Source organism: Sphingobium sp. KCTC 72723, from assembly GCF_014280435.1.
Taxonomy (GTDB): Bacteria; Pseudomonadota; Alphaproteobacteria; order Sphingomonadales; family Sphingomonadaceae; genus Sphingobium.
The window spans coordinates 3,114,908-3,141,852 of record NZ_CP060388.1 but is presented as its reverse complement, the minus strand read 5'-3'; the positions used below and the strand labels follow the sequence as shown (position 1 = coordinate 3,141,852).

23 protein-coding genes are annotated in these 26,945 nt (G+C 63.4%); 12 read left to right on the top strand and 11 right to left on the bottom strand.

The window, feature by feature from the left end:
- Window positions 1-39 precede the first annotated feature (39 nt).
- Window positions 40-696, top strand: coding sequence for a YjbE family putative metal transport protein (locus tag SPBM01_RS15405; protein ID WP_188062501.1), 657 nt, complete (start codon window positions 40-42; stop codon window positions 694-696).
- On the opposite strand, the gene SPBM01_RS15400 is transcribed toward SPBM01_RS15405, so the two are convergent.
- From SPBM01_RS15400 to SPBM01_RS15385, 4 genes are read right to left on the bottom strand one after another with little or no spacing between them, the layout of a single operon-like run.
- The gene (locus SPBM01_RS15400; protein WP_410483002.1) at window positions 656-1,717 is read right to left on the bottom strand and encodes an AbrB family transcriptional regulator; all 1,062 of its coding nucleotides are present in this window, start codon (window positions 1,715-1,717) and stop codon (window positions 656-658) included. The genes SPBM01_RS15405 and SPBM01_RS15400 overlap by 41 nt on opposite strands.
- Complete coding sequence (locus SPBM01_RS15395) at window positions 1,710-3,011, bottom strand: CitMHS family transporter (protein ID WP_188062500.1); 1,302 nt, start codon at window positions 3,009-3,011, stop codon at window positions 1,710-1,712. The genes SPBM01_RS15400 and SPBM01_RS15395 overlap by 8 nt, the downstream gene beginning before the upstream one ends.
- Before the next feature lie 34 nt (window positions 3,012-3,045).
- Window positions 3,046-4,509: an OprO/OprP family phosphate-selective porin gene (locus SPBM01_RS15390; protein WP_188062499.1), complete on the bottom strand. Its 1,464-nt coding sequence runs from the start codon at window positions 4,507-4,509 to the stop codon at window positions 3,046-3,048.
- Window positions 4,506-5,591 (bottom strand): ABC transporter substrate-binding protein, encoded by a 1,086-nt coding sequence (locus SPBM01_RS15385; protein WP_188062498.1) that lies wholly within the window; start codon window positions 5,589-5,591, stop codon window positions 4,506-4,508. The genes SPBM01_RS15390 and SPBM01_RS15385 overlap by 4 nt, the downstream gene beginning before the upstream one ends.
- 111 nt (window positions 5,592-5,702) lie before the next feature.
- On the opposite strand from SPBM01_RS15385, the gene SPBM01_RS15380 reads away from it, so the two are divergent.
- The 4 genes from SPBM01_RS15380 (at window position 5,703) to SPBM01_RS15365 (ending at window position 11,034) form a co-directional block, all read left to right on the top strand.
- Entirely contained in the window at window positions 5,703-6,356 is a 654-nt protein-coding gene (locus tag SPBM01_RS15380; RefSeq protein ID WP_188062497.1) for a response regulator transcription factor, read from the top strand.
- Window positions 6,346-7,716, top strand: coding sequence for a sensor histidine kinase (locus SPBM01_RS15375; protein ID WP_188062496.1), 1,371 nt, complete (start codon window positions 6,346-6,348; stop codon window positions 7,714-7,716). Before SPBM01_RS15380 ends, SPBM01_RS15375 begins: the two co-directional genes overlap by 11 nt.
- A gap of 92 nt (window positions 7,717-7,808) precedes the next feature.
- Window positions 7,809-8,069 carry a hypothetical protein gene (locus tag SPBM01_RS15370; protein ID WP_188062495.1) on the top strand — a complete coding sequence of 87 codons (261 nt, stop codon included), beginning with the start codon at window positions 7,809-7,811 and terminating at the stop codon, window positions 8,067-8,069.
- 148 nt (window positions 8,070-8,217) lie between these two features.
- The gene (locus tag SPBM01_RS15365) at window positions 8,218-11,034 is read left to right on the top strand and encodes a TonB-dependent receptor (protein ID WP_188062494.1); all 2,817 of its coding nucleotides are present in this window, start codon (window positions 8,218-8,220) and stop codon (window positions 11,032-11,034) included.
- Between the two features lie 51 nt (window positions 11,035-11,085).
- On the opposite strand, the gene SPBM01_RS15360 is transcribed toward SPBM01_RS15365, so the two are convergent.
- From SPBM01_RS15360 to SPBM01_RS15345, 4 genes are all read right to left on the bottom strand, one after another.
- Complete coding sequence (locus tag SPBM01_RS15360) at window positions 11,086-11,286, bottom strand: hypothetical protein (RefSeq protein ID WP_188062493.1); 201 nt, start codon at window positions 11,284-11,286, stop codon at window positions 11,086-11,088.
- Window positions 11,287-11,372: 86 nt separating this feature from the next.
- Entirely contained in the window at window positions 11,373-12,416 is a 1,044-nt protein-coding gene (locus SPBM01_RS15355; RefSeq protein ID WP_262504199.1) for an oxidoreductase, read from the bottom strand.
- A 50-nt stretch (window positions 12,417-12,466) separates the two neighbouring features.
- On the bottom strand, window positions 12,467-15,151 hold the full coding sequence (locus SPBM01_RS15350; RefSeq protein ID WP_262504198.1) for a glycoside hydrolase family 2 TIM barrel-domain containing protein: 2,685 nt from the start codon (window positions 15,149-15,151) through the stop codon (window positions 12,467-12,469).
- A gap of 122 nt (window positions 15,152-15,273) precedes the next feature.
- Complete coding sequence (locus SPBM01_RS15345) at window positions 15,274-16,020, bottom strand: FadR/GntR family transcriptional regulator (RefSeq protein WP_262504197.1); 747 nt, start codon at window positions 16,018-16,020, stop codon at window positions 15,274-15,276.
- 135 nt (window positions 16,021-16,155) lie between these two features.
- On the opposite strand from SPBM01_RS15345, the gene SPBM01_RS15340 reads away from it, so the two are divergent.
- Together SPBM01_RS15340 and amyA are read left to right on the top strand one after the other, a co-directional pair.
- A complete protein-coding gene (locus SPBM01_RS15340; protein ID WP_188062491.1) occupies window positions 16,156-16,794 on the top strand; it encodes a sigma-70 family RNA polymerase sigma factor in 639 nt (212 codons plus the stop codon).
- A gap of 38 nt (window positions 16,795-16,832) precedes the next feature.
- Window positions 16,833-18,320 carry an alpha-amylase gene (gene amyA / locus SPBM01_RS15335; RefSeq protein WP_188062490.1) on the top strand — a complete coding sequence of 496 codons (1,488 nt, stop codon included), beginning with the start codon at window positions 16,833-16,835 and terminating at the stop codon, window positions 18,318-18,320.
- Between the two features lie 4 nt (window positions 18,321-18,324).
- Here amyA and SPBM01_RS15330 read toward each other — a convergent pair whose 3' ends face one another.
- Together SPBM01_RS15330 and SPBM01_RS15325 are read right to left on the bottom strand one after the other, a co-directional pair.
- A complete protein-coding gene (locus SPBM01_RS15330; protein WP_188062489.1) occupies window positions 18,325-20,403 on the bottom strand; it encodes a TonB-dependent receptor domain-containing protein in 2,079 nt (692 codons plus the stop codon).
- Window positions 20,404-20,654: 251 nt separating this feature from the next.
- Window positions 20,655-21,284 (bottom strand): TetR/AcrR family transcriptional regulator, encoded by a 630-nt coding sequence (locus SPBM01_RS15325; RefSeq protein WP_223177710.1) that lies wholly within the window; start codon window positions 21,282-21,284, stop codon window positions 20,655-20,657.
- Window positions 21,285-21,472: 188 nt separating this feature from the next.
- Here SPBM01_RS15325 and SPBM01_RS15320 point away from each other — a divergent pair, with 188 nt between their 5' ends.
- Window positions 21,473-21,685 (top strand): hypothetical protein, encoded by a 213-nt coding sequence (locus SPBM01_RS15320; protein WP_188062487.1) that lies wholly within the window; start codon window positions 21,473-21,475, stop codon window positions 21,683-21,685.
- A 2-nt stretch (window positions 21,686-21,687) separates the two neighbouring features.
- Here the strand turns inward: SPBM01_RS15320 and SPBM01_RS15315 are convergent, their stop codons facing one another.
- The gene (locus SPBM01_RS15315; RefSeq protein ID WP_188062486.1) at window positions 21,688-22,158 is read right to left on the bottom strand and encodes an Lrp/AsnC family transcriptional regulator; all 471 of its coding nucleotides are present in this window, start codon (window positions 22,156-22,158) and stop codon (window positions 21,688-21,690) included.
- Between the two features lie 94 nt (window positions 22,159-22,252).
- Between SPBM01_RS15315 and phhA the strand changes: the two genes are divergently transcribed.
- Genes phhA through fahA form a run of 4 tightly spaced genes read left to right on the top strand, consistent with a single transcriptional unit; the run spans window position 22,253 to window position 26,838 of the window.
- A complete protein-coding gene (gene phhA, locus SPBM01_RS15310; RefSeq protein ID WP_188062485.1) occupies window positions 22,253-23,113 on the top strand; it encodes a phenylalanine 4-monooxygenase in 861 nt (286 codons plus the stop codon).
- 22 nt (window positions 23,114-23,135) lie between these two features.
- Window positions 23,136-24,191 carry a 4-hydroxyphenylpyruvate dioxygenase gene (gene hppD / locus SPBM01_RS15305; RefSeq protein ID WP_188062484.1) on the top strand — a complete coding sequence of 352 codons (1,056 nt, stop codon included), beginning with the start codon at window positions 23,136-23,138 and terminating at the stop codon, window positions 24,189-24,191.
- An 8-nt stretch (window positions 24,192-24,199) separates the two neighbouring features.
- On the top strand, window positions 24,200-25,540 hold the full coding sequence (hmgA, locus tag SPBM01_RS15300) for a homogentisate 1,2-dioxygenase (protein WP_188062483.1): 1,341 nt from the start codon (window positions 24,200-24,202) through the stop codon (window positions 25,538-25,540).
- Complete coding sequence (gene fahA, locus SPBM01_RS15295) at window positions 25,537-26,838, top strand: fumarylacetoacetase (RefSeq protein ID WP_188062482.1); 1,302 nt, start codon at window positions 25,537-25,539, stop codon at window positions 26,836-26,838. Before hmgA ends, fahA begins: the two co-directional genes overlap by 4 nt.
- The last annotated feature ends 107 nt before the right edge of the window (window positions 26,839-26,945 follow it).

Sequence of the window (26,945 nt, the reverse complement as noted above, 5' to 3'; positions counted from 1 at the left end):
CCCCGGCCGAACGCGCGACAGGCAAGGGGCGACTGACACATGACCGAAATCTGGCACCATATCGTCGCGGATTTTTCCAACCTTGGCACGGCAGCGACGCTCGCGGCCTTTGGTCAGGTCGTGCTGATCGACATCATGCTGGCAGCGGACAATGCCATCGTCGTGGGCGCATTGGCAGCGGGCCTGCCGCCAGCATCGCGGCGCAAGGTGATCGCCATCGGCGTCATCGCCGCGCTGGTGCTGCGCATCGCCTTCGCCCTGCTGGTGACGCAGTTGATGCAGCTGGTCGGCCTCGTCTTTGCCGGCGGGTTGCTGCTGGTGTGGGTCGCGTGGAAAATGTGGCGCGAACTGCGGTCGGGTGGCGCGGCGGAAGATGCGCAGGACATAGCCGGCAATGCCGCACCCAAGGGCTTTGCCCAGGCGGCATGGGCCGTCGCCATTGCCGATGTCAGCATGAGTTTGGACAATGTGCTGGCCGTCGCGGGCGCGGCGCGCGACCATCCCGGCATCCTCGTCATCGGGCTGGTCCTGTCCGTCGCGTTGATGGGTATTGCCGCCAACCTGTTGGCCCGCGTCATCGAACGGTATCGCGCGATCGCCTATGTCGGCCTGCTCGTCATCCTCTATGTCGCGGGCAAGATGATCTATGAAGGCTTTACCGATCCGGCGACCGGGCTGATGACGCTGCTGCCGTAAAGCCTATCGGCGCGCCGACCAGCACCAGCACGACGCGGGTCAGGTGGTGGACGATGATGAAGCCCGGCTCCAGCGCCAGGCTGAGCGCGACGATGCTCATTTCGGCAAGGCCGCCGGGCGAATAGGCCAAGGTCAGCAGCACCGGGTCGATCCCGGTCAGCGCGCTGACCCCCGCCGCCCAGACGAACGTGACCGCCAGCAAAATGACGGTCGATCCCGCCGCCAGCAACAGCGTGCGGAGCAGCACGGGCAGGCGCAGGCCAACGAAGCGGCAGCCAATGGTCGCGCCCAGCCCGACCTGCGCGGCGGCCAGCGCCCATGATGGCACGCGGAAATCGGCAAGGCCGCTCATATGCACGGCGGCGCTCACCGCCAGCGGCCCGACCAGATGCCATGCGGGCAGACGCAACAGGCGGCCCAGCGCCAGCCCGACGATGATGCAGCCCGATGCCCAGCCGAGCAGTGACCAGTCGGCGACATCGCCCGTCACCGGCGTCGCCACAACGGTGCCACCCGGCCCATGATAGAGCCGGATCAAAAAGGGCAGGATGAAAACGACCAGAAAGATGCGCGCGCCGTGGATCAATCCCACCATCCGCTCGTCCGCGCCGCGTTCCCCGCCCATCACCACCATTTCGGCGATGCCGCCGGGCATCCCGGCAAAATAGGCGGTCGCCGGATCGAACCCGGCCACTTTGCGGAAATAGGTGACGCACAGCAGGGCCGCACTGGTCAGGAAGAAGGGCAGCGCGATCAGCGGGACGACCCATGCGCCTGCGTGCGCGAACAGGGCCGGGCTGAAACTGCTGCCCAGCACCACGCCGATCATGGCCGCCATCGGGCGGCGCGTTGCGGCGGCCGCCTGAATGGGCAGGCCCGATATGCTGGCGATGGCGCAGGCGGCCATGGAACCCAGCACCCAGGGCAGCGGCGCGCCCATCCCTGCGAACAGCGCGCCGCCCGATGCCCCGACGATCAAGGCACCAAGGAAGCGGAACAGGACAGCCAGCCCCTTATGCAACGAACGGGAAGGCCAGCGCGATCATCCCCACCAGCGTCATGACGATGCATACCGCGACGGCGGGCAGCAAAGTGAAGCGCTGATGATCGGCGAGGTCAATGCCCGACAGACTGACCAGCAGATAGGTGGACGGGACCAGCGGGCTGAGCAGATGCACCGGCTGCCCCATCAGCGATGCGCGCGCGATCGCCATCGGATCGACGCCATAATGCGCGCCCGCTTCGGCCAGGATCGGCAACATCCCGAAATAGAAGGCATCGTTGGAAATGAAGAAAGTGAAGGGCATCGACAATAGCGCCGTGATCGGCGCCATATAGGGACCAAGCGCGGGCGGGATGATGCCGACCACTTCCTTGCTCATTGCCTCCACCATGCCGGTGCCGCCAAGGATGCCGGTGAAAATGCCCGCCGCGAAGATCAGCGACACGACCGACAGGACATTGCCCGCATGGGCGGCGATCCGCTCCTTCTGCTGCGCGACGCCGGGATAGTTGACGATCATGGCGATGGCGAAGGCAATCATCATCAGCACCGACAGCGGCAATATGCCCCATACCAGCAGCACCAGCAGCGCCACGACCAGCGCGCCGTTGAACCAGCGCAGATGGGGACGGCGCGCTTCTGGATATTGCGATACGCCAAGGTCCGATGGCGCGTCGGGCTGATGCGCGTGAACATGGCCCAGCCGACGCCGTTCCTTGATCCCGAACCAGAAGGCCAGACCGATCAGGAAGGCCAGACCCGCGATCATGCCGGGGATGAGCGGCAGGAACAAAGTCGCCGCGTCCAGCTTCAATGCGCTGGCCGCGCGCGCGGTCGGCCCGCCCCATGGCGTCAGGTTCATGATCCCGCTCGTCACCATCAGCAGGCAGCACAGATAGAGCCGGTTCATGTCGAACCGTTTGTAGAGCGGCAACAGCGCGGCGATGGTGATGATATATGTGGTCGATCCGTCGCCATCCAGGCTGACGACCGCGCACAGCACCACCGAACCCATCAGGATCAGCAGCGGATCGCCATGCACGATCTTGATCAGCCGCCCGACCAGCGGATCGAACAGGCCCGTGTCGGTCATGGTCGAAAAGAACAGGATCGCAAACAACAGCATGACGCCGGTGGGGGCCAGATTCTTGATCCCGTCGATCATCATGTCGCCCAGCCCCGCCGCCTGTCCCGCGATGACGCCGAACATGGAAGGGATGATGATGAGCGCCACCAGCGGCGTCATCCGTTTGGTCATGATCAGCGTCATGAATGTGGCGACCATCAGGAAGCCGAGCAGGGCAAGGTTCATCGCTGAGTCCTAGACAATAGGGATAATTGGGGGATTAGAAGGTCACGCCGACACGGGCGCTGAGCGTCTGGCCATCGTCGCTGCCGGTAAAGGTGCCGGCGCGATTGTCGGTGTGCCACTGGATGGCGTTGACCTGGAATCGGGTGAAGCTGTTGAGATACCAGTTCACGCCCACCGTCGCGGCCCACCCCTCGCCGCCCAGCAACAGGTCGGTATAATCGAGATTTTCGTAGCGCGCGGTCAACTCTATCGCGCCCGATCCGCCGTCCAGCAGCGGGTTCAGCACATTGGGCTGGCCAAAACTGCCAAGGCGCGGGTTATAGGGTGGCAATTCGCCGGTCAGGAACAGGCCGGTCGATACGCTCCACGCCTTGCTCCTGAAATCGGGGCGTCCCGCGTCCAGCCGGGCGATCCGTTGCCCCGCCTCCCCCATCAGCCACAATCCGCCGACATAACCGCCCAGTTCCACGCCATAGCCAGTGGTCGAACGGCCGCCGAGCAATTCGCCCGTGCCGACCCGCACCGCGCCATTGAACCGCCCGCCCATCACGGTGTTGCGGGTCAGGGTGGTGGCAGCGGACGAGAGCGCTTCGTCGAAACCCCATGCCCCGACATGCAGCAGCGCCCTGTCGGTCATGACCGGGTTCCAGTGCGCGCGGGCCGCCACGGTGCGGCTGTCGTTGGTCGCCTGCTGCCCGTCCACCCGGTCACCCGTCACGCTGACCGAAGCATGGAAGCCGGGACCGAACACGCGGCCCATGATGCCGATGCCATAGAAGCCGCGCTGCGGAATGATCGCGGTGGATACTGCGCCGCGCTCCAGAAAGGGGGTGGAGTCCGACCCCGTGCTGCCTTCGAAAGCGCGATCGTTGAACAGATGGCCGACGCGGACGTCATAATCTAGCCTATCGCTGATCTTGTTGCGCCAGCCCATGAAGGCCGTGACGATATCGACTTCATTTTCCGAAAAATCGGTTTCGAACTGATAGAAGAAATGCGGTCCCACCCCGCCTTCCAGGCCAAGGCGCAGCGCGCGCATCCCCGTCGTCGTCGTGTTGCGCCCTTCGTAGCGCGACCCCATGGTCGAACTGACATCCACCAATATGCGCCCGCGCGGCTTATAGGTGAAAACGCCGTCCGCCGAACGGAACACCGGCAGGCCCGCACCCCATTCGGTTTTCAGGCCCACTTCGTTGGCGGCAATCGCCCGCGCCTGCGCCACGTCGATATCCGCCGGGCCGGGCGGCACGATTTGCGGCGCGAAGGGAGTGACGATCATCGGCGGCGGGGCGGCTTGCTGCTGCGCGACCTGGGGTTGCGGGGCCGCTGCCTGCGCGCCTTCCAGCCGGTCGAGACGGGCGCGCAGAGTCGCGATTTCCGCTGCCTGCGCGCGGACCAGATCGGCCAGTTCGGCGCTCGACGGCGCTTGCGCCAGAGCAGGCGTAGCCGCGATCAGCGCGACAAGGGCGCAACCGCCACGCAAAACGGAAAACATCATTGGGTCTTGGCTCCATTGGCAAGGGCAGCGGTCCATTCGCGCAGGAAGCGCTGGCGCTTGAGGTGATCGAGATTAACGAGAAGCTGGGGACCGACGCGGATCGGCCGGGCTTGGCCGGCGGGCAGGCGGCGCGCCTTTATGTCGGCGCGCACGGGCCACAGGCTGTTGCGCGCCAGCAGCGATTGCCCTGCACGCGACAACAGGAAATCGAGGAACAGCTTCGCCCCCGCAGGATGCCGCGCGTCGCGCGCGATGAAGGCGATGCGCGACATCTGGATGGTGTAATCCTGCGGGAAAATGACGCCGATGCGCGGGTCGCGCCGCGCCCGTTCCAGCGCGTAGGAACCAATGACGTTATAGGCGATGGTCAGCTTCCCCTCCGCCACGCCGCGCAGCATCGGTTCGGTAGTGATCGACAGCACCGGGCGCGTCGCCGCCAGCGCCTGCACTAGCGCGCCGGTATCGCGGGTGATCGCATGGTCCTGCGTCAAATAGAGATAGCCGGTGTTAGAGCGTGCCGGATCGAAGGTCGCGACCTTTCCCGTCAGCGCCCGCCGGTCGCGCCGCAGCATAGCTTCCAGCGCGGCATGGCTGCGCGGCGCGCGCGCGTCGGGGATAGCCTTGCGATTATAGACATAGGCGATCGGTTCGGCGGTGACGCCAAAACCCATATTCTTCCACACCGCAGATGCAGGCAAAGCGGGCTTTTCCGGGCTGGCATAGGCCTGCGCGAAACCGTCGTTGATCAGCTTCACCTGACTGTCCATCGCCGACGACCAGACCAGATCGGCCGACGGCTTGCGGCCCCGCGCTTCGGCGATGAAGCGGCGGTAAATCTCGTTGGAACCCAGATCGGCATAGCGCACCGTCACCCCGGCATAGCGCCGCTGAAACGCCAGGATGACCGGGGCCATTTCCGCCGTGTCGGCATTGGCATAGACCACCACTTGTCGTTCGGCGCGCGCGTCGGCGATCAACTGGTCATAGGATCGCGGATAGCCGGTCGGTCGCTGGGCCAGCGTGGGCGATGCTGTTACCGACAGGCTTGCCAGCGCCGTCATGATCTGAATAACCCTTCGCATCGCTTCCTCTTTTCGCTTTCCGTCTCTTGTGTTCGGATAAGATGTCAGGGTGGGATAGGATGCGAAGCTGTCATCAACCTTTCACCATATGGTGTCGCCATTCGCATATTGATGATCGAGGATGATGCCCCGCTGGCCCGCAGCATCGCCACGCTATTGCGCGCGGGCGGCCATGCCGTGGACCATGTCGCCACCGGGGAGGATGCGCTGGCCGTGGTCGGCGGCGAACCCTATGCGCTGGTGATACTGGACGTCGGCCTGCCCGACATTGACGGCTTTACCGTGCTGGCGGAAATTCGCCGTCGGGGCGAAAAAGTGCCGGTGCTGATGCTGACCGCGCGCGACGCGCTGGACGACCGGGTGCGCGGGCTGGACCTTGGCGCGGACGATTATCTGCGTAAACCGTTCGAGCCGGAGGAGCTGGAGGCGCGGGTGCGCGCGCTGGGGCGGCGGCGCGGCGGCGACCCCACGCCGCACATCACCGTCGGCACGCTGACCGTCAACCGCTCCACCGGCACGGCGGACGTGGCCGGGCGCGCGCTCGACCTGCGGCGGCGCGAACTGGCGGTGCTGGAATCGCTGGCCACCCGCGCGGGTCAGGTCGTGCCGCGCGAACGGCTGATCGGCGAAGTATTCGGCTTCGACGATCCGGTCGGCGGCAACGCCATCGAAGTGCATGTCACCCGGTTGCGCGGGAAGCTCGCCCCCGATGGTCCGGGCATCCGCACGATCCGGGGCGTGGGCTATATGCTCGATGCCGGCTGAACCGCGCGCCATTGCGCTGCGCACGCGGTTGCTCGCCGCGATGCTGGGTCCGTTGCTGGGGGCCGCCGCGATCATCGGCGTGGGCGGCGCGACGCTGATCGCCGACGTGGTGCGCCGCACCAACGACCGGGTGTTGGGAGGGGCGCTGGGCGCGATTGCCGAAACGGTGCAGGTGGAACGCGGCGAAGTGACGCTGGACCTGCCGCCCGCTGCGTTCGGGATGCTGGAAAATAGCGAGCGCGACAATGTCTATTACCGCATCGCCGTGGGAGGTGAATTGCTGACCGGCTATGCCGATCTGCCCGCGCCCGACATGGCGACATTGACCACGGACCAGCCGCGCTTCCGCTTCGCGCGCTATCGCGGGCAGGACATTCGCATCGGCGAAGTCAAACGGTCGCTCCCCCGGATCGACCGCCCCGTCATCGTGCAGGTCGCCGAAACGCTCGACAATCGCAATGCGCTGACCAGCCGCCTGATCGGGGCGCTGCTGATCGGTGAACTGGCGCTGGTGGGAGTCGCCATATTGCTGCTGCGCCCGGCGCTGGGATGGAGCCTGCGTCCGCTCGCCCGGTTGCGCCATGCGGTGGAATCGCGCGGCGGCGGCGCGCGGCCCGATTTCTCGCCGCTCGACGCCGGGCCGTTACCCAGCGAATTGCGCCCGCTCGCCAGCGCGTTCGACCGGCTGCTGGCGCAGCTGGATGGCGCGACCAGCGGCGTGCGCCGCTTCACTGCCGACGCTTCGCACCAGATGCGCACGCCGCTGTCGGTGCTGAAGGTGCAGGTCGCGCTCGCCCGGCGCGGGTCGGCGCAGGCGCTGGACGAAATCGCCGATGCCGTCGTCCGCCTCGAACGGCTGGTGACGCAGCTACTTGGGCTCGCCCGCGCCGAGGAAGCGGGCGTGTCCGCGCCGCTGGAAAGCGTGGACCTGAAGGAAGTGAGCGCCGCCGTCATCGGTCGGCTGATCGATCAGGCAATCGACGCCGGAGTGGAACTGAACCTCGAAGCCGACGCGCGCGAAAACTATATCGTGTCGGGTTATCGCACGCTCGTTTTTGAGATTGTCGCCAACCTGATCGACAATGGCATCCGCTACAATCGGGCCGGCGGGCATGTGTCCATCCTGCTGTCGCAGCACGACGCGCAAACCACGCTGACCGTCCATGACGACGGGCCGGGCATCGCCGCGACCCACCACCCCGTCATCTTCGACCGCTTCTTTCGCGCAGTCGGGGCGGATGGTCCCGAAGGCAGCGGCCTGGGCCTTGCCATCGTCCGATCGGCAGCATCACGCATGGGGGCGATCGCCGAAATCGTCGATGGCGGACCCGGCACCACCATCCGCATCCGCTTTATCTAGCCCTGCACCACTTTCTGTTCGATCACTCCGAACGGCCTGTGCGGCGCTGATGTCTATTACTAAATCATTATATTATTGAGTATATTTCAGAAATGGCAAAGAAAAGACGCTATCTGACCGCCACCATGGCCGACGGCTATGTCAAGACGATCGGTCCTACCACCGACAGCTTCACCCATTATTGGCGCATCGTCGCCACGCTCGACAATGGCAAGACCGAAGTATTCTGGGGCCATACCCGCTCACTCGCCGAAGCGAAGAAGAAGCGCGCCGCTACTGCCGACGCGACCCGGATGCGCGGCTGGAAATCCCATCTGTTCGAGATTGCCGAACTGGTCGAAACGGCGGGCTGAAAAAAGGGCTACCCATCGTCCATCTCGCTGTCGCGCATGGCGCACCCTCCGCGCAATAAAAAGGTCATAAAACCGCGCGGCAACTAGCAGAAACGCGCGCCGCCTCCGTTTCCATCAGCAGAGACAGGAATAATCTGAAGGGGGCTTCATGACACGTCACTTATTGCGCGCCGCTGGTCTATCGTCCGTTGCGATGATGGCCATGGTCGCCGCGCCATCCATTGCCGCTGCCAACGCCGTTAAATTCGACATTCCGGCCCAATCGATGCAATCGGCACTGGTCCAGTTTGCCAAACAATCCAGCATCCAGATTCTCTTTTCCTACGATCAGGTCGATGGAATGCGCGCGCAGCGGATCAGCGGCACGATGACCCCGGACGCTGCCCTGTCCCGCCTGATCGCGGGCAGCGGGCTGAAAGTCTCGCTGGCCAATCGCAACGTCATTGCCCTCTCGCTCAGCAACCGGGTCAAGCCCGCCCGCCGCGTCGAAGTGGCCAGCCTGTCGGTCGGCAACCTGCCCGTCACGATGCAATCAGCCATGGCTATTCAGGGCAGCGGCGGCGCGTTGCCGCAGGAAGCGGTCGAAGAACCCCGCACCGACATCGTCGTTACCGGATCACGCGGCCTTGCCCGCACCATCACGGACAGCCCGACCCCGATCGACGTGATTTCCGCCAAGGAACTGGACGCCACCGGCAAGCCGGGCGTGCTGGCCGCGCTCAACACGCTCGTCCCCAGTTTCAACGTGCCGACCCGCGCGGGCGGCGGCATTTCGACGGTCATCAGCACCGGCGGCCTGCGCGGCCTGAACCCGGACCAGACGCTGATCCTGGTCAATGGCAAGCGGCGGCACAAGACCTCACTGATCAACTCCGTCTCCTCCTTCTACAATGGTTCGGTTCCCCTCGACCTCGACCTCATCCCCACCTCCGCCATCGACCATATCGAAGTGCTGCGCGACGGCGCAGCGGCGCAATATGGGTCGGACGCGATTGCAGGCGTCATCAACCTGATCCTGAAAAGCGGGACCGGGGGCGGCGCGGCCAGCTTCACCGCCGGGCAGAATTATGATCGCTCCGATGGCGAAAATTATCTGGTTCAGGCCAATTGGGGGACCAAGCTGGGCGAAACCGGCTTCATCGACATTTTTGCCAACGGCAAGATTCAGCAGGCGTCCAACCGGGCCGTGCCGATCGCCAGCACCATCAACCTCTACCCGCTGGTGAACGGCCAGCGCGACCCGCGCGAAGCCTCGATCGACCGCCTCGTCACCAAAAATTACGGTGCCTTCCCGACCAGGGGGTTCAACGTCGGCTATAATGTCGGCTATGACGCCGGTGCCGTCAGCCTCTATTCGTTCGGCACCTACAGCCAGCGCAATTCGGAACTCAACTTCACCTATCGCGCGCCCAACAACACCGCCACCCTGCCCGAAGTCTATCCCAATGGCTTCCGCCCCCGCCTCGATATCGTCGAGGATGATTTCGAATTTGCGGTCGGTGCCAAGGGCCAGGTCGCGGGCTGGGACTGGGACATCAGCTCCACCTATGGCAAGAATTACGCCTATCGGCAGGGCTATGAAACCTACAACCCCACGCTGGGACCGACCAGCCCGACCGAACTTTATGTCGGCGCGCTCAAATCCAGCGAATGGGTCAATTCGCTCGACCTGACCAAGGGGTTCGACATTGCCGGGCATCTTCAGGTGTCGGGCGGCCTTCAGCATCGTCACGAAACCTATGAAATCACGCAGGGCGAACCGGCCTCCTACGCGGCGGGCAGCTATACCTATGTCCGCAACGGCGTGACCATCCGCCCCGCTCCGGGCGGGCAGGCCGCCAACGGCATCACACCCGAAGATGCCGGGCGCATGTCGCGCAACAACATCGCCGCCTATGCCGATGTCGCGTGGGATCCCAGCCCTTCGACCACCGTCGGCCTGGCGGGGCGCTTTGAACATTATGACGATGCCAGCGGCGACACGCTGATCGGCAAGATCAATGTGCGTCAGGCACTGACCCCCTGGTTCTCCGTGCGCGGCGCGGCCAGCACCGGCTTCCGCGCCCCTGCACTGGCGCAGCAAATCTACGCCTCGACCAGTGGCCAGTTCCGCACCATCGCGGGTGTGCTGAACCTGTTGCAGATCAAGACGCTGCCAGTCGGCTCAGCCGCAGCCATCGCTCTGGGGTCCGAGCCGCTGACCCCGGAAAAATCCACCAACTTCTCGGCCGGGTTCGTCCTGACCCCTGTCCAAAATCTCAGCATCACGGTCGATGGCTATCATGTGAAGGTGAAGGACCGCATCGCCGTCACCTCGACCCTGACCGGCACAGCGGTATCCAACATCCTGATCGCCAACGGCCTGTCGTCGGACATCAGCGCCCAATATTACACCAACGCCATCGACACCCGCACGCGCGGCGTGGACGTGGTGGCCAGCTATCGCCACACGCTGGGCGACCTGAAACTGTCATGGAATCTGGGCTTCAACTATAACAAGACCAAGATCACGAATATCAAGGCCAACCCGGCCGAACTGGCGTCGCTGGGCGCGGGCTTCGTACTGTTCGACCGCCTGTCGCAAATGAACATCACCAAAAATCTGCCCGTGACCAAGCTGTTCCTTGGCAATACCGCCACGCTGGGCGATTTCAGCCTGACGAGCCGCGCCACTCGCTTCGGTTCGTTCAATTCGCTGGGCAACGCGACCGCGACCGTCGGCGGCGTGCCGGTATATGGCAGCGACCGTCATTTCGGGGCAAAGATCATCACCGACGCGGAACTGACCTGGCAGGTGACGCAACCGATCGCCGTGTCGATCGGCGCGAACAATCTGTTCAACGTCTATCCCGATTATGATTCCGCGTCGGCCAACGCCAATCTCGGTTCGGGCTTCTACGCGACCAGCGGTGCCTATGGCTTCACCGGCGGCTATTATTACGGCAAGGTCGCGGTGAAATTCTGACCCGATGCGGCACGGTCGGCCTGGATGCCAACTGTGCCGCATTCATCCATCCTATGGATGGCGAGCGCGCCGGTCGCCTTCGCGCAGGACGAAGCTGTTACGGGCGAAATCATCGTCACGGCGCAGCGAAAGCCTGCAAAAAGTGCCGGTCAGCGTTACCGCGCTCAGCAGCGAAACACTGGCGTCGCGCAATGCCAACGACCTGAGCCAGATTGCACGGGCCGCGCCGACATTGCAGGTAGGGATCGACAACAGCTTCGCCGTGCGCGGTGTCGATCAAACTCTCCTACGCACAGCAGTTCGGACTGGATTCGGTGCGGACGATCGGCCCGGTCAGCTCAGCTGGCGGAAAGCGGCGTGATGATAATCTCGCACCGGCGGGCCGCGCTTTCCAGCCCGGCGTGCAGCAACTGCATCACTGCCACGGCATCATCCGCTGGCACGGGATTGGGCGCGCCAGTCGCAATGGCCGCGACAACCTGCCGCCAGAAGGCGAGATAATCGCCCCGTTCATTGGCCAATGACTGCCGATCGGTCAAAGCATCGCAAGACACATAGACGCCTTCAATCGGATCAAGCCCCCAGCTTTCCTTCGCGCCGGGAACAGCGCCTGCCAACGCCTGCGCCTCCTGCGGATCGGTGCCATGCTTGATCCAGCTGCCGCCGCGCCCATGCACCGCAAAACGCAGGCCATGGTCGGCCACGCTTTTGCTGGCGTGGAGGATCGCCCGCATCGTGGGATAGCGCAGGACGGCGTGAAAATAATCGGGCGCAGGCGCACCGGGGCGCAGCGCCGCGATGTCGGCGGTGATGCCGATCGGCAGGCCGAACAGCGCAATCGCCTGATCGACCAGATGCGGGCCAAGATCCATCCACGATCCGCCTTCCCGCGCGTCCTTCCAATTGTCTGCCGGTTGCGGTCGCCAACGGTCGAAATGGCTCTCAAACTGCACGATCTCGCCCAGCATCCCATCGTTCAGGATGCGGCGCAGCGTCAGGAAATCGGCGTCCCAGCGCCGGTTCTGAAACGCCGTGGCGACCAGCCCCTTTGCGCGGGCGAGCCGAGCGATGGCCTGCGCATCTTCCATCCGGGTGGCAAAGGGCTTGTCCACCACGACATGCTTGCCCGCCGCCAGCGCGGCCAGCGCATGATCGCCATGCAGCGCGTCGGGGCTGGATATGATGACCAGATCGATGCCGGGCTGTTCCAGCAAGTGGGATACGCTGTCCACCACCTGCACCTGCGGATGGTCGGCCAATATCTTGTCGGCCTGCCGCGAAACGATGGCACGCAACGTCATGCCGGGCGTCGCGTTGACATAGGGCGCATGAAAGGCCCGCCCGCCAAGGCCATAGCCTATCAATCCCACGCCGATCGTCATGGCCATTCCTTCGCCGATCATCCCGCCCGAATGGGCAGGGTCGCAATCATCTATCGCGCGATTTCTATCGCCGAAACAATAGCCTTGCCCGCGCGCGGGCGGAAATGCAGATCGATCTGACCGTTGCGCACCATGACGGCAAAGCTGCGCTGCACAGCGGTGCGCGCCGCAACCTTCGCCAGATCGATAGTGTCGATCACAGATTTCCCATTGGCCAGAACATCGAACCGCCGCTCGCCCGCTTGCGCGGACGGCTCCACGAAGGTCAACGTCACGCGATAGCGGCCATTGTCCAGCGGCACGCGATAGTGAAAATCGCCTTCGCGATAGGTGGCGACGATGGCGCTGTCCGGCGTTCCGGCGATCACGACCGGCTTGGCCGGCTTGCCAAAATCGGCCGGTTCCGCGATGGAGCCTGCGACCCCGCCGTCGAAGAAATTGTCCGATCCATGGACCCCGATCGTGCTTCTGCCCGCCACCAAAGTGCCGCTGTCGATACGGATCGTCCGCGCCGCATCGGCGGAAAGCTGCCAGGCGATATGATCCTCCACCGGCGCATCGGCAAATGCCCCGCGCGCCACCAGAACATTGGTGCCGGTCGCCAGCGCGACATTGCGCCATACGCAGATATTCTGCGCGCAATCCGTCATCGCGCCCAAAGACCGGCCGTTGAGCATCAGGTCCGTGGACGGCGCGTTGCTGTAAACCGCCACATCAGTCACGCGATAGGCGCGATCGACATAGCGCCGCCCCGCAATATGGACGGTCGGCGCTTTCGACCAGTTCGCCTTGTAGAAATAATAGGCGTCCTTGCGCAGCTTATGGTCGAAACTGACCAGCCCCTTGGTATTGATGTCCTGTGCATCGCCTTCGCTGCGCACCGTGCTGGCAAAATCGAACCCGACCCACAGCCATGTCGCCCATAAATAGGGTCGCGCGGCCAGTTGCGCCCAATTGCGGGCATGGACATGGCTTTCATATTCTTCGGGTTGCGCGCGGCCACGCGAATCCACCGGGCCGCCCAGCACATTGTCGCTATGGATGCTGGTCGCCCCGCCCGCGCCATATTCGGTCACGGCCAGCGGCTGGCCGGGCCGATTGGCGTGCAGCGCGTCCAGCGCCGGGCCGACGTCATCGGGCTGGCCATAATACCAGCCGAAATAGCGGTTCGCCCCGCCCAGGTCCACTTCCGGTCCCGTGATCGGCACTTCGACCCCGGCCGAAAACAACCGCCCTTCGCAACAGGTGGCCAGCGCAGTCGGGCGGCTGGGGTCCAGCCCTTTGGCAAAGGCGTTCAGCGTCTTGAGCAATGGCAGCGGATCGGGCGGACTACCTTTGAAATTGCTCAGGAAACCGGGCAGGGAATTGCCGAAATCCACTTCGTTCGCGATACCCCAGGACGCAACCGATGGGTGATTTTCATTCTGCCGGATCAACTCGGCCATTTGCTGGCGGGCATTGTCGACCAGCGCGGGCGTGGCGGCGCGCGCCTCCCCCCATGTCCATGCCGACACCAGCGGAATTTCATCCCACAACAGGATGCCGTATCGATCGGCCAGATCATGGATTGCCTGCCCATGCTGATAATGGGTCAGGCGGATCGTGTTGACGCCCATTTCGCGCATCGTCGCGACATCCTCCGCAACATCCTGCGGCGTGACGGCCCAGCCCTTCCCCTCGCGATCCTGATGATAGCCCACGCCGTGCAAGCGATAGGGTTTGCCGTTCAGCAGGAAGCCCCGCTGCGCATCGAACTGCATCTGACGCACGCCAAATGGCTGTTCGATACTGTCAAGAACACGGCCTTTGGCATCGATGATGCGGGTCGAGAGGCGATAGAGATAGGGGGCGTCGGTGCCATGCCACAGATGCGGCGTCGGCAGGGTCAGGCGCGCGCGCACCTGCGTGGCTGCGCGGGCAATCGCCTGTTCGTCACGCGCCGTCACCTGGCCCCGCGCGTCGATCAGGCGCGTTTCCAGGCGCAGGTCACGCGCCTTGTCGCTTTCGTCGCGCAGCTTCGCTTCGACATCGACCGTTGCGCCATCCGCGCCGATGGCGCTGGTGGTCGCGCGGATGCCGGAACCGCCATGGTCCATCATGTCGAAATGCACGGCCTGCGTCCCCACCAGCCGCACCGGGCGATACAGGCCGCCCGACACGAAAAAGTCGCCGGTCAGCGGCAGCACGTCGGCAGTGGAAGATCCCGGCGCGGGCTTGCTGTTATCTACGCGTACGGCCAGAATATTGGCCCGGTCGAAGCGCAACGCCTTGCTGGCGTTCAGGCGAAAACGGGAAAAGCCGCCCTTATGCTCGCCCAGAAACTGGCCGTTCAGCCAGACGCTGGCGATGCGGCTGGCAGCGTCGAATTCCAGCCATGCCTGCTGGCCACGCAAAGCGGCATCGGCGGAAAAGGACAGGCGATACCATCCCACGCCCTGCGCCTTGTTGACCGTTTCGGGGCGATTGGCGGCGGGACCGGCGGGTTGCAGATAATAGCCGACCCGGTTCCAGCTATGGGGAACCGCGATCTGCGCCCATCGACTGTCATCGAAACCGGGGGATTGCGCGCCGTCATGGTCGGCAAAATCGAACCGCCATCCATCCGCCAGCAACATGACCGGCCGTGCGCCAGTGTCCGCCACTGGTGGATTGGCCGATTGCGCCCAAAGCACGCCAGGAACGGCTGTCGTTGCGAGCGCCAATGCGATCATTTTTCCCAGCGAAAAGGCGCGCAACGGTCCCTCCATGACATGATGCTGGCTTACCGTTCAGGGCAACCAGATATCATGCTCGATATTGGCCTGTCCAATTTATGTCAACTAACGCAAATTGGATTGTCCAATAATTTGGGCGCGGCCTATTCCGTCATACGGGCATAGCGATCCCGCTTTTGCTGCGTTTCACGCCTTACTTCCAGTACTGCCCGTTCCTCCGTCGCGAACAGCAGGCTGTCCAGCACAGCGGTCAGATGCCGCCGCATCGCCGCCCGCGCGCCCATGGCATCGCGCGCGCGCAACGCCGCCAGCACCGCGCCATGTTCATCCACGACCGGCTTGATATTGGCCGTCCGCGCCTTTTCATGCAGCAGCGATGCTTCGGGCGAGGTAAAGCGCAGCCGCCAAAGCTGTTCGATCACCTGTTCCACCGCCTTGTTGCGGGACGCGCGGGCAATGGCGATATGAAACGCCCGGTCCGCTTCGACCGAACCATGGGGGTCCAGATTTTCCTGCGCGATTTGCGCCAGCAGCCGCTCCAGTTCGACCAGTTCCTGTTCCGTGATCTGGGTCGCGGCCAATGCAGCCGCCTCCCCCTCGAACAGCAGCCGTGCTTCGGTCAGTTCCAGCGCGGACACATCAAAGCCCGGCGCAATGTCCTTGCCCGGCAGCCGCACGACATAGGCGCCCGATCCGACCCGCACTTCGACAAAGCCCTGCACTTCCAGCGCAATGATCGCTTCGCGCACGGTCGGGCGGCTGACTGCATATTGGCTGGCCAGTTCCCGTTCCGCCGGCAAGCGCGCGCCGACGGCATATTTCCCGCTGGCCAGTTCATGGAGCAATGTCCGGGCCAGATCCTGGTAAAGCCGTCCACGACTATCTTCCACACCATGCTCCTTTGGCCTTACCAGTCAACCTTACAGGGCGGAGATGCGCATATCAACCATACCGCCGCACAAAGGCGCGGAACCGATTCCCATCCGAAACATTCATACAGCGTTAACCCTGTTTTGAGGTGCGCCATGAGTGAAGCAGCGACATTGGAAGTTCGGCCCACCCTGACGGATCGGGAATTTAAGGACAGGATGAAGGCCATCCTGCCACACCTGCGCGCATTCGGCCGCAGCCTGTGCGGCGACCGCGATCTGGCCGACGATCTGGTGCAGGAAACGATGCTCAAGGCATGGAGCGCGCGGCACCGCTTCATGGCGGACACCAATTTCCGCGCATGGTGCTTCACCATATTGCGCAATCATTATTTCAGCGTGTGCCGCCGCCGCAAATTCGTCGGCGCATGGGATGATCTGGTGGCCGATCGCCTGCTCGCCACATCGGCCGATCAGGATGCAACGGTTCAGTTGAACGACGTCATGCGCGCCATGTCGCAATTGCCGGTGCCGCAACGTGAAGCGCTGATCCTGGTCGGGGCAGGTGGCCTGGCCTATGAGGAAGCGGCGCAGGTCATGGGCGTTGCGATCGGCACGGTCAAAAGCCGGGTCGCCCGCGCACGCGCAGCGCTGGAAGCGTTGATGGAAGGCGGCATATTGGCCCATTCCCGCAACGACATGGCCCCCACGCCAGACATCGTCGTCAACATCATGGCCTATATGCGCCGGATCGAGGCGCAGGCACCCGGCGCGGAACAGCGCCTCGCCGCCTGATTTCCGCCCTGCCCTGATCTGTTGCCACGGGAGACGTCATGAGCGCGCGCACGCTGCTGCAATTTTTCCACTGGTATTATCCGCAGGGCGGGCATCTGTGGGGCGAAGTCACAGACAGGGCGCAGAGCCTCAAAGACATGGGCATTACCGACGTCTGGCTGCCCCCCGCCTATAAGGGCGCGACCGGCGGCTATTCGGTCGGCTATGACAGCTATGACCTGTTCGACCTGGGCGAATTTGACCAGAAAGGCAGCGTGCCGACCAAATATGGTGACCGGGCGGCGCTGGAACGCGCGACGGCCGCCCTGCGCGATGCGGGCGTCGGCGTCATTCATGACGTGGTGTTCAATCACAAGATGGGTGCGGACGAAGCGGAACGGGTCAGCGTGCGCCGTGCCAACCCGGACAATCGCGCCGAAATAGAGGATGAATCATTCGACGCCAACGCCTGGACCCGCTTCACTTTCCCCGCGCGGCAGGGGCAATATTCGCGTTTCATCTGGGACGCGAAATGCTTCACCGGGGTCGATCATATCGAGGATCCCGACGACAATGGCGTCTTTCGCCTGGTCAACGGCTATGGCGAAGGGGAATGGAATGACGAAGTCGATAGCGAGAATGGCAATTACGACTATCTGATGGGCGCGGATGTCGAATTTCGTAACAAGGCCGTCTATGAAGAACTGAAATATTGGGGCCGCTGGATGGCGGACCAACTGCCCTGCAACGGCTTTCGCCTGGACGCGGCCAAACATATCCCGGCATGGTTCATCCGCGACTGGGTGGGCCATATGCGCGATAGCGTGGACAGGCAACTGCTCGTCGTCGCCGAATATTGGCACCCGGACATGGACGTGCTGCACCAATATCTCGATCAGGTCGACCAGCAGCTGATGCTGTTCGACGTCGCGCTGCATCACCGCTTCTACGATGCCTCCCGCGCAGGCGAAGGCTTCGACATGCGCACCCTGTTCGACGGCTCGCTGACTGCCTCCGCGCCCGACCATGCCGTCACCATCGTGGGCAATCACGACACGCAACCGCTTCAGGCGCTGGAAGCCGAAGTCGATCACTGGTTCAAGCCGATCGCCTATGCGCTGATCCTGCTGCGCGAACAGGGAACGCCCTGCATCTTCTACCCCGACCTTTATGGCGCCACCTATGAAGATGGCGGCGATGATGGGCAAAACCACACCATCGACCTCGCACCAGTCGAGGCGCTACCCCGGCTGATCGAGGCGCGCACCCGCTTTGCCCATGGTGCGCAGACCGACCTGTTCGACGATTCCCACTGCATCGGCACGATCCGCCACGGCACGGACGAGCAGCCCGGTTGCGTGCTGCTCGTCACCAATGGCGACGCGGCGGAAAAGACCGTCGATCTGGGACCGGGCCATGGCGGCGCGACCTTCCGCGATTATCTCGGCCATTGCGCCGACGATGTCACTGCCGACGATGATGGCCGCATCGCCCTGTTCGTGCCGGGCGGATCGGTCAGCGTCTGGGTCCGCGCCGACGCGCTGTGAGCGATTAGAAATCGACGGTGGCGGACAGCCAGAGGCGGCGGCCTTCCTGATTGATCGAATAGGCAGGCGTGAAGACCGTCGCGCTCCCGCTGCGATAGGGGACATAGATCGCATAATCGGTGTCGAGCAGATTGTTGACCGTCGCGGACAGGCGGAACGCGGGCGTGACCTGATAATTGCCGCCCAGATGAAACACCTCATAGGCGCGGAAATCGCCCAGTGCGGCCTGTTGCGCATTGGCCCCGCGATAACGGCTGGACCGGATCTCCGCCCGCGCCCACAGGCTCGATTTGTCGTCCAGTTTCCAGCGCAGATTGCCGTTCAACATATGTTTGGGCATCCCCACCAGCGGCAATCCCTGCTCCGCGCCGCTCAGCTGCTCCGTTTCGGTATAGGTATAGTTGGCGCTCAGCGACACCGATGGCGTGAAGGCGAAGCGGGTCGCAACTTCCACCCCGCGCGTGCGCGCCTTGTCGATGTTGATCGACTGGCTGAATAATTCGACCGCCGGGAAATTGCCGACATCGACGCAGCCGGGCAGGTTGGGATTGCTGACGAAACGGCAATTGGGGATGCCCGGACCGGACGCGATCTTGTCGTTGAAATCATTGTTGAACAGGGTGACATTGCCGCTGAAGAAGCCTTGCCCGTCATAATATAGCCCCGCTTCATAACTGGTGCTGGTTTCGGGCGTCAGGCCCGGCGATCCCAGCAACGGCACCCGGCCCTGACTGCCGAAACCGATGATCCCTTCGGCGATCTGTTCGACGCGCGGCGTCTTGAACCCCCGGCTGACGCCACCTTTCAGGGTCAGCGCATCCGTGATGTTCCACACGGCATAGGCACGCGGCGACCATTTATTGCCGAATGTCGAATGGTCGTCATAACGCGCGCCGCCGGTGATGTTGAACCCGTCCGCCACGGTCAGCGTCGCTTCGGCAAAGCCCGCCCATTGCGTAAATTTGAACGGTTCGGGCGCAACCCCCTCGACCATGCGGGCTTTCCAATATTGGCCGCCGACCGTGAAGGCGACCGGGCCGACCTTCCCCGCGAAACGTGAATCCAGAATGTCGTTGCGCGCCTCCAGCGTGCGCGGGCTGCCCGCCGCTGCGCCCGGCGTGCCATTGGGGATCAGGCGGCCGATCGTCTCTGTCTCGTTCCGGGTCAGCGTGGTGTCCAGCTGGCCAAAACCCATGCGCCAGCTATGCGCGACCACATAATTGCTGCGGTTGAACCGCTGTTCCGGCGCGTAACCGCCCGACCCCAACGTGCCAAGCTGCCCCTCGCTATTGTCATAGCTTTGTTCGTTGCGATCATATTCGACCCACAGATCATGGTCGGCATGGGGCGTAAAACTCAGCCGCCCGCCATAGGTATAGACGTCAGACCGCACCGGGTTGCGCCCCAGCGTCAACGCAGGATCGCCGGGAATATCGATGTTCGACCCTTCGCGGTGGAACACGCTGCCGCGCAGCGTCAGCCCGACCAGATCCCTGACGATCGGTCCCTGCGCGAAGCCGTTGATCGACTGGATATTGCCGAAACGATCATCGCCCTGGATCGTGCTTTCCGCGCTCGCGGTGCCGACCCAGCGATTGCCGACCTTGCGGGTGATGATGTTGACGACACCGCCCATCGCGTCCGACCCGTAAAGCGTGGACATGGGACCGCGCACCACTTCGATCCGGTCGATCGCGGAAAAGGGCGGCAGGAAGCTGGTCGATGTTTCGCCAAAGCCGTTGGGAGTGACGCCGCCCGGCGCATTCTGGCGGCGCCCGTCGATCAGGACCAGCGTATAGTCGCTGGGCATCCCGCGAATGGAGATGTTGAGGCCGCCGGTCTTTCCCGCTTCGCCGCCGACATCCACGCCCTGCACATCCTGCAACGCTTCGGCCAGACTGCCGAAACGCTTTTCCTGCAATTCCTCGCGCCCCAATACGGTGATGCTGGCGGGCGCTTCGATGATCGACTGTTCATAACCGGCGGCAGTGACGACGATAGCGCTGGATTGTTCGGCATCGGCGGTAGGCGCGGCATCGGCCGCCATCACCGGCGCGGACAGGACAGCGGCGACCGCGATCATGCTGGCGCAGGCTGTCGAAAGGTGCGCAGGATGCAAAACAGACAGCGACATGGACATACCCCAAGAAAAACTAATATTGCGACTAAGTCGCGTTAGACTTGAGCGCCTGATGTGGGGGAAGCTTCGCCTGGTCAATCGCGCAGGCACGCAAAGGCGCTGCTGCAACATTTTGTAACATTACAGAGACATGGCCAATCGCATAAAGCGGGATCAGCAATATATGCGGCCATCGCGACCGGGCGTGACCCGTATCAGGCCGAACCGGCGCGCGCCTCGGCCAGCCTTTGTTCGATCAGCGGCTTGACCAGCAGCAGCGCGTCGCGGCGGAAGGCGCGGTAGAGTGCCGCATCGCCGGTGCGGGTGGAAAACAGCGCCGAACTGCCTTCCACCACTGTGCCAAGCAGATAGAGCGCTTCCCGCAACGGTTGCGCACTATCAGCAGATGGCGAAGCGCCCAGCGCCCGGATGCACGCATCGACCGCCTGATCATAGAGGCGACTGACCCGGTCCGCGACTTGCCGATCGCGCGTGGCGCTGGCCCATAGCTCCAGAAATATCCCCGCCGTTTCGCGCGTGACGGCATCGTCCAGCAACCAGCCCAGCAAATATTCGACCGGCGACCCCGGCGCATCGGCAATAGACAGGGCGAACGCGCCGAATTCTTCCAGATAGCGGGCTTCCAGCGAGTCCAGCACCGCCGTCATCAACATGTCGCGACTGGGGTAATGGTGGGTCAGATTGCCATATTTGATGTCCGCCCGGCGCGCGACTTCCTGCAACGTCAAACCGCCGATCCCATGGTCCAGTATCACGCCGACCGCGCAATCCAATATGGTGGCGCGGGTTTCGCTTCCTGCCCTGTTGTGCCGCACTGATGCCATCGAAACCGTCCACGCCGTTGTGGCGCGCGCTATAGGCCAACAAGCCCCTTGTATAAACTGGTTATTTTACCTAGAAAATTGTACCGCTATGTTCTGAACCGCATTGCAGGGAGGGGTTGGATGAATTTTTCGGCATTGTCAGGCGCAATCCGTGGCGCAATATATCTGCCTCTTTATCGCGAAGGACGATGATGATGGCGCAAGCGTCCTGGTCCCCTGAAAAGATACGCGAAACGGCCGCTGCGCTCGTCGCGGCCTATGGTCCCAAGGCACCACAGCATATGATCGACATCAGCCAGCAGGAAATCCGCACGTCGGGCAGTTGCAGCGATTTTCCGCATGACCAGATCATGCTGGAAATTTCGCAGCAGCTTCAACCCGTACCGCGCCCGCACCCCTGATCCTATACCGGCAGCGCCGTGGTATATTTGGTCAGCGACAGCGCGAAATGGGATGACGCATTGCCGACGGAAGGGTGTTCGAGCAGCACGCGCATCAGGAAATGCTCATAATCCGCGACATCCTGCGCCACCACCCGCAACAGATAATCCCACTCCCCCGACATCGAATAACATTCCATGACCTCACGCCGCTGGCGCACGAAATCCTCGAACGCGCCGCGGACGTCGCGGGCATGGCTGCGCACGCGGACATTGCACAGGATGTTGACCTTGCGGTCGATCGCGGCGGCATTGAGCAGGCGGACGGCCGGACCCAGCACCCCTTTTTCCTCCAGATTGCGCACCCGCCGCCAACAGGACGCCGCCGAACTGCCCACTCGTTCGGCAAGCTCTGCATTGCTCAGAGTCGCATCGACCTGAAGCTGCTCCAATATGCGCCGGTCGACGGCATCGGGCTGATAGTCTGATTTCATAAATCACCATATCATGAAATATATGCATCATATATGCCGCAATTCATCCGAAATTTGAAAGCCTTTTTCCGATTTTCCGTGACACAATCGCCCCATGGCAGATGCGATCATGGAACGGCCGGAAGGGGCCGCCGCCGACTGGACGATCCCGCAACAATGGGACCGCTACAGCGCGGCCGACCATGCGACATGGGACCATCTGTTCGCGCGGCAAAGCGCGATGCTGGCCGACCGGGTCGTGCCGCAATTCATGGCCGGACTGGACATATTGCGCATGGACCAGCCGGGCATCCCCGATTTCGATGCCCTGTCCGAACGGCTGATGAAAGCGACCGGCTGGCAGGTCGTGGCCGTCCCCGGCCTCGTCCCCGACGCCCTGTTTTTCGACCATCTGGCCAATCGCCGCTTTGTTGCCGGGCGCTTCATCCGCACGCCCGACCAGATCGACTATTTGCAGGAACCCGACATTTTCCACGACGTGTTCGGCCATGTCCCCCTGCTCGCCAACCCCGCCTTTGCCGATTTCATGCAGGCTTATGGGCAAGGTGGCCTGCGCGCCGACGGGCTGGGCGCGATCGCGCGGCTGGCGCGGCTTTATTGGTATACCGTCGAATTCGGACTGATCCGGCAGGATGATGGCTTGCGGCTTTATGGTGCGGGTATCGTCTCCTCCTATGGCGAGTCCCGCTTCGCGCTGGACGATCCCTCCCCCAACCGGCTGGGCTTCGACCTGAAACGGCTGATGCGCACCCAGTATAAGATCGACGATTATCAGCAGAGCTATTTCGTCATCGACAGTTTCGAGGATCTGTTGCGCCAGACGGTCGAGACGGACTTCGCGCCCCTCTATGCGGAACTGGAGGGGCAGCCCGATCTGGCAACCGACGCGGTCCTGCCCACCGACCGCGTCTTTACCCACGGCACTCAGGCCCATGCCCGCGCAATCACATCATAAAAAATTGAGAGAGGATGCCCCCATGACCGCCGAAACGAATAGCTCTACCGACAATCCGCTGGGCCTCAACGGCTTTGAATTTGTCGAATTCACCTCGCCCGATCCGGCGGCGATGGCCCGCCAGTTCGAGCAGTTGGGCTTCGTCCCCACCCACCGCCACCCGGCCAAGAATATCACCCGTTACAAGCAGGGCCGCATCAACCTGATGCTCAACCGCGACGATGCCGGGCGAGTCGCGGCGTTCCGGGGCGATCATGGCCCCTCGGCCAGCGCCATGGCCTTTCGCGTGAGCGATCCGGCCGCCGCGATGCAATGGGCGCTGGCCCATGGGGCCAAGGCCACGGACGAGGACGACACCGTCATTCAGGGCATTGGCGGCTCCTACCTCTATTTCGTGCGCGACGACGCGGATCTCTATGCCGACTGGGCGGAATTTCCCGGCTGGCGCGAAGCCGAAGCGGCCAACAGCGTCGGCCTCGACCTGCTCGACCATCTGACTCACAATGTCCGGCGCGGGCAGATGCAGGTGTGGAGCGAATTTTACCGCACTTTGTTCAATTTCGAGGAGCAGAAATTCTTCGACATAAAGGGACAGGCCACGGCCCTGTTCAGTCAGGCCATGATCGCGCCCGACCGCGCGATCCGCATCCCGCTCAACGAAAGCCAGGACGACAAAAGCCAGATCGAGGAATTCATCCGCGAATATAAGGGCGAAGGCATCCAGCATCTCGCCATGACCACCCCCGACATCTACGCCACGGTCGAGAAACTGCGCGCGCGCGGCGTGCGGTTGCAGGATACGATCGACACCTATTATGAACTGGTGGACCAGAGGGTGCCGGGCCATGGCGAGGACATTGCGCGCCTGAAAGCCAACCGCATCCTGATCGACGGCAGCGTCGAGGATGACGAGGGCATATTGCTCCAGATCTTCACAGAAAATATGTTTGGCCCGATCTTCTTCGAAATCATCCAGCGCAAGGGCAATGAGGGGTTCGGCAACGGCAATTTCCAGGCTTTGTTCGAAAGCATCGAGCTGGACCAGATCCGGCGCGGCGTCGTCAGCGTCGATGCGTGAGGACGGCCATGCACGCTCCTGAGGCGACTCTACCCGGCTTTGGCAATCACCATGTGAGCGAAGCGGTCGCGGGCGCATTGCCGGTCGGCCGCAACTCGCCCCAGCACACGCCCTTCGGCCTTTATGCCGAACAATTTTCCGCCACCGCCTTCACCGCGCCCCGCCACGAAAACCGGCGCAGCTGGCTCTATCGCCTGCGCCCGGCGGCGGGGCATCCGCCTTTTGCGCTCTATGGCCGCGACAGCCTGTTGCGGTCGGGACCGTTTACGGATTACCCCGCCTCCCCCAACCGGCTGCGCTGGAACCCTATGCCGCTGTCGGGCGATCCGGTCGATTTCATCGACGGCCTCGTCACCATCGCGGGCAATGGCGACGCTGCCAGCGGCCATGGCTGCGCGATCCATCTTTATGCCGCCAGCGCCTCCATGATCGACCGCGCTTTCTTCTGCGCCGATGGCGAATGGCTGATCGTGCCGCAGGTCGGCGCATTGCGGATCGTGACCGAACTGGGCGTGCTGACCATCGCCCCGCGCCAGATCGCGCTGATCCCGCGCGGGTTACGCTTTCGGGTGGAACTGCCCGATGGTCCCGTGCGCGGATATATCTGCGAAAATCATGGCGGCCTGTTCCGCCTGCCCGACCTTGGCCCGATCGGATCCAATGGCCTGGCCAACTCCCGCGATTTCGAAGCGCCCGTGGCCGCGTTCGAGGATGTCGAACGCTCCTGCAAAATCGTCCAGAAATTTCAGGGTCGCCTCTGGACCACCACCCTGCCGCACAGCCCGTTCGACGTCGTCGCCTGGCACGGCAATGCCGCGCCTTACCGCTATGACCTCACCCGTTTCAACACGATCGGCACGGTCAGCTACGATCATCCCGACCCGTCGATCTTCACGGTGCTGACGTCGCCGTCCGACACCCCCGGCACCGCCAATATCGATTTCGTCCTGTTCCCGCCGCGCTGGATGGTGGCGGAGGATACGTTCCGCCCGCCCTGGTTCCACCGCAATGTCATGAGCGAATATATGGGGCTGATCGAGGGGGAATATGACGCCAAAGCAGGCGGTTTCGCGCCCGGCGGCGGATCGCTGCACAATGGCATGGCCGCCCATGGTCCCGACGCGGCCAGCTATGCCAGGGCCATTGCCGCGACGCTTTCGCCGCAGAAGATCGACAATGGCATGGCCTTCATGTTCGAAAGCCGCCTGCCCTTCTGCACAACGGGCTGGGCGATGCAAACGCCGCTGTTGCAACCTGATTATGACGCCTGCTGGACGGGCTTTGCCAAGGCGCAACTGCCCGGCACACGCCCCGGCACACGACCCGGTACACAAGGAGAGAAACCGTGACGCGCTGGTGGGAAACCGATGAAACGCACGACCCGGCCCTGACTAGCTGGGTTGCCAGCGCGCAGGGCCATGGCGACTTCCCGATCCAGAATCTGCCGCTCGGCCTGTTCGCCCCGCCGGGTCAGGAAGCACGGATCGGCGTGGCGATCGGCGACATGATCCTTGATCTGGCCGCCTGCGCCCATGCGGGCCTGCTGGACGAAGCGTTGGTCGCGCCCGCCTGCGCCACAACGGTAAACGCCCTGCTTGCGCTCCCCTCGCACCAGCGCCGCGCATTACGGCACAGACTGTCCATCTCGCTGTCTACTTCGCACCATCGCGCGCAGGTGGAACCCCATCTCCACGTCGCTGCCGACTGCACCCTGCACGTCCCCGCCCGCATCGGCGACTACACCGATTTCTATGTCGGCATCCACCACGCCAATAATGTCGGTCGCCAGTTCCGGCCCGACAATCCGTTGCTGCCCAACTATAAATATGTGCCGATCGGCTATCATGGTCGCGCCTCCTCCATCCGCGCGTCGGGCGTGCCGCTGCGCCGCCCGTCGGGCCAGCGTAAAGCGCCGCAGGCCGACGCGCCGACCTATGGTCCCACCGAACGGCTGGATTATGAGCTGGAACTGGGCGTGTGGGTCGGGCCGGGCAATGCGCTGGGCCACCCCATCCCGATCGCGCAGGCGGCCGATCATGTCGCGGGCTTCTGCCTGCTCAACGACTGGTCGGCGCGAGATTTTCAGGCGTGGGAATATCAGCCGCTCGGCCCCTTCCTGGCCAAGAATTTTCAGTCCACCATTTCCCCCTGGATCGTCACCGCCGAAGCCATGGCCCCCTTTCGCCTGCCCCAGCCCGCACGGCCCGATGACGATCCCGCCCCCCTGCCCTATCTGCACGACGCCGACGATCAGCAGCATGGCGCGCTTGCCCTGACGCTCGAAGCCTGTCTGCTAACGACAAAAATGCGCGATGCGGGCGAAGCGCCAACGCGCCTGAGCGTCGGGCCAGCCACCTCTATGTACTGGACCATTCACCAGATGATCGCGCACCACACATCCAATGGCTGCGACCTCAACCCCGGCGACCTGCTTGGCACCGGCACCCTGTCCGCCCCTACGCGCGACGGCTTTGGCAGCATGATGGAACTCAGCGTCGGCGGCACCGCGCCCATCACGCTGCCCAATGGCGAAACGCGCGCCTTCATCGCCGATGGCGACGAAATCATCCTGCGCGCCACCGCCAGCGCGCCGGGTCGCGTCGCCATTGGCCTTGGCGAATGTCGCGCCATGGTGATGGCCTCTTGATGCAGGTTGCGCCCCGCCCGATTTAATCGCACGGGGAGGAACCGCCCGCTTCGCCCACGGTTACCCTGTGTAATCTGGCGGCGATCACATCGCTGCATCCCACAGGA

What these genes read in the sequence shown, in the direction of transcription:
- hppD (WP_188062484.1), top strand. Translation starts at nt 23,136, where the DNA reads ATGACCGCCGAAACGAATAGCTCTACCGACAATCCGCTGGGCCTCAAC.
- amyA (WP_188062490.1), top strand. Translation starts at nt 16,833, where the DNA reads ATGAGCGCGCGCACGCTGCTGCAATTTTTCCACTGGTATTATCCGCAG.
- SPBM01_RS15380 (WP_188062497.1), top strand. Translation starts at nt 5,703, where the DNA reads ATGATCGAGGATGATGCCCCGCTGGCCCGCAGCATCGCCACGCTATTG.
- SPBM01_RS15355 (WP_262504199.1), bottom strand. Translation starts at nt 12,416, where the DNA reads ATGACGATCGGCGTGGGATTGATAGGCTATGGCCTTGGCGGGCGGGCC.
- SPBM01_RS15390 (WP_188062499.1), bottom strand. Translation starts at nt 4,509, where the DNA reads ATGATGTTTTCCGTTTTGCGTGGCGGTTGCGCCCTTGTCGCGCTGATC.
- SPBM01_RS15370 (WP_188062495.1), top strand. Translation starts at nt 7,809, where the DNA reads ATGGCAAAGAAAAGACGCTATCTGACCGCCACCATGGCCGACGGCTAT.
- SPBM01_RS15405 (WP_188062501.1), top strand. Translation starts at nt 40, where the DNA reads ATGACCGAAATCTGGCACCATATCGTCGCGGATTTTTCCAACCTTGGC.
- SPBM01_RS15340 (WP_188062491.1), top strand. Translation starts at nt 16,156, where the DNA reads ATGAGTGAAGCAGCGACATTGGAAGTTCGGCCCACCCTGACGGATCGG.
- SPBM01_RS15375 (WP_188062496.1), top strand. Translation starts at nt 6,346, where the DNA reads ATGCCGGCTGAACCGCGCGCCATTGCGCTGCGCACGCGGTTGCTCGCC.
- SPBM01_RS15325 (WP_223177710.1), bottom strand. Translation starts at nt 21,284, where the DNA reads ATGGCATCAGTGCGGCACAACAGGGCAGGAAGCGAAACCCGCGCCACC.
- SPBM01_RS15320 (WP_188062487.1), top strand. Translation starts at nt 21,473, where the DNA reads ATGATGATGGCGCAAGCGTCCTGGTCCCCTGAAAAGATACGCGAAACG.
- SPBM01_RS15395 (WP_188062500.1), bottom strand. Translation starts at nt 3,011, where the DNA reads ATGAACCTTGCCCTGCTCGGCTTCCTGATGGTCGCCACATTCATGACG.
- SPBM01_RS15385 (WP_188062498.1), bottom strand. Translation starts at nt 5,591, where the DNA reads ATGCGAAGGGTTATTCAGATCATGACGGCGCTGGCAAGCCTGTCGGTA.
- phhA (WP_188062485.1), top strand. Translation starts at nt 22,253, where the DNA reads ATGGCAGATGCGATCATGGAACGGCCGGAAGGGGCCGCCGCCGACTGG.
- SPBM01_RS15330 (WP_188062489.1), bottom strand. Translation starts at nt 20,403, where the DNA reads ATGATCGCGGTCGCCGCTGTCCTGTCCGCGCCGGTGATGGCGGCCGAT.
- SPBM01_RS15315 (WP_188062486.1), bottom strand. Translation starts at nt 22,158, where the DNA reads ATGAAATCAGACTATCAGCCCGATGCCGTCGACCGGCGCATATTGGAG.
- SPBM01_RS15365 (WP_188062494.1), top strand. Translation starts at nt 8,218, where the DNA reads ATGACACGTCACTTATTGCGCGCCGCTGGTCTATCGTCCGTTGCGATG.
- hmgA (WP_188062483.1), top strand. Translation starts at nt 24,200, where the DNA reads ATGCACGCTCCTGAGGCGACTCTACCCGGCTTTGGCAATCACCATGTG.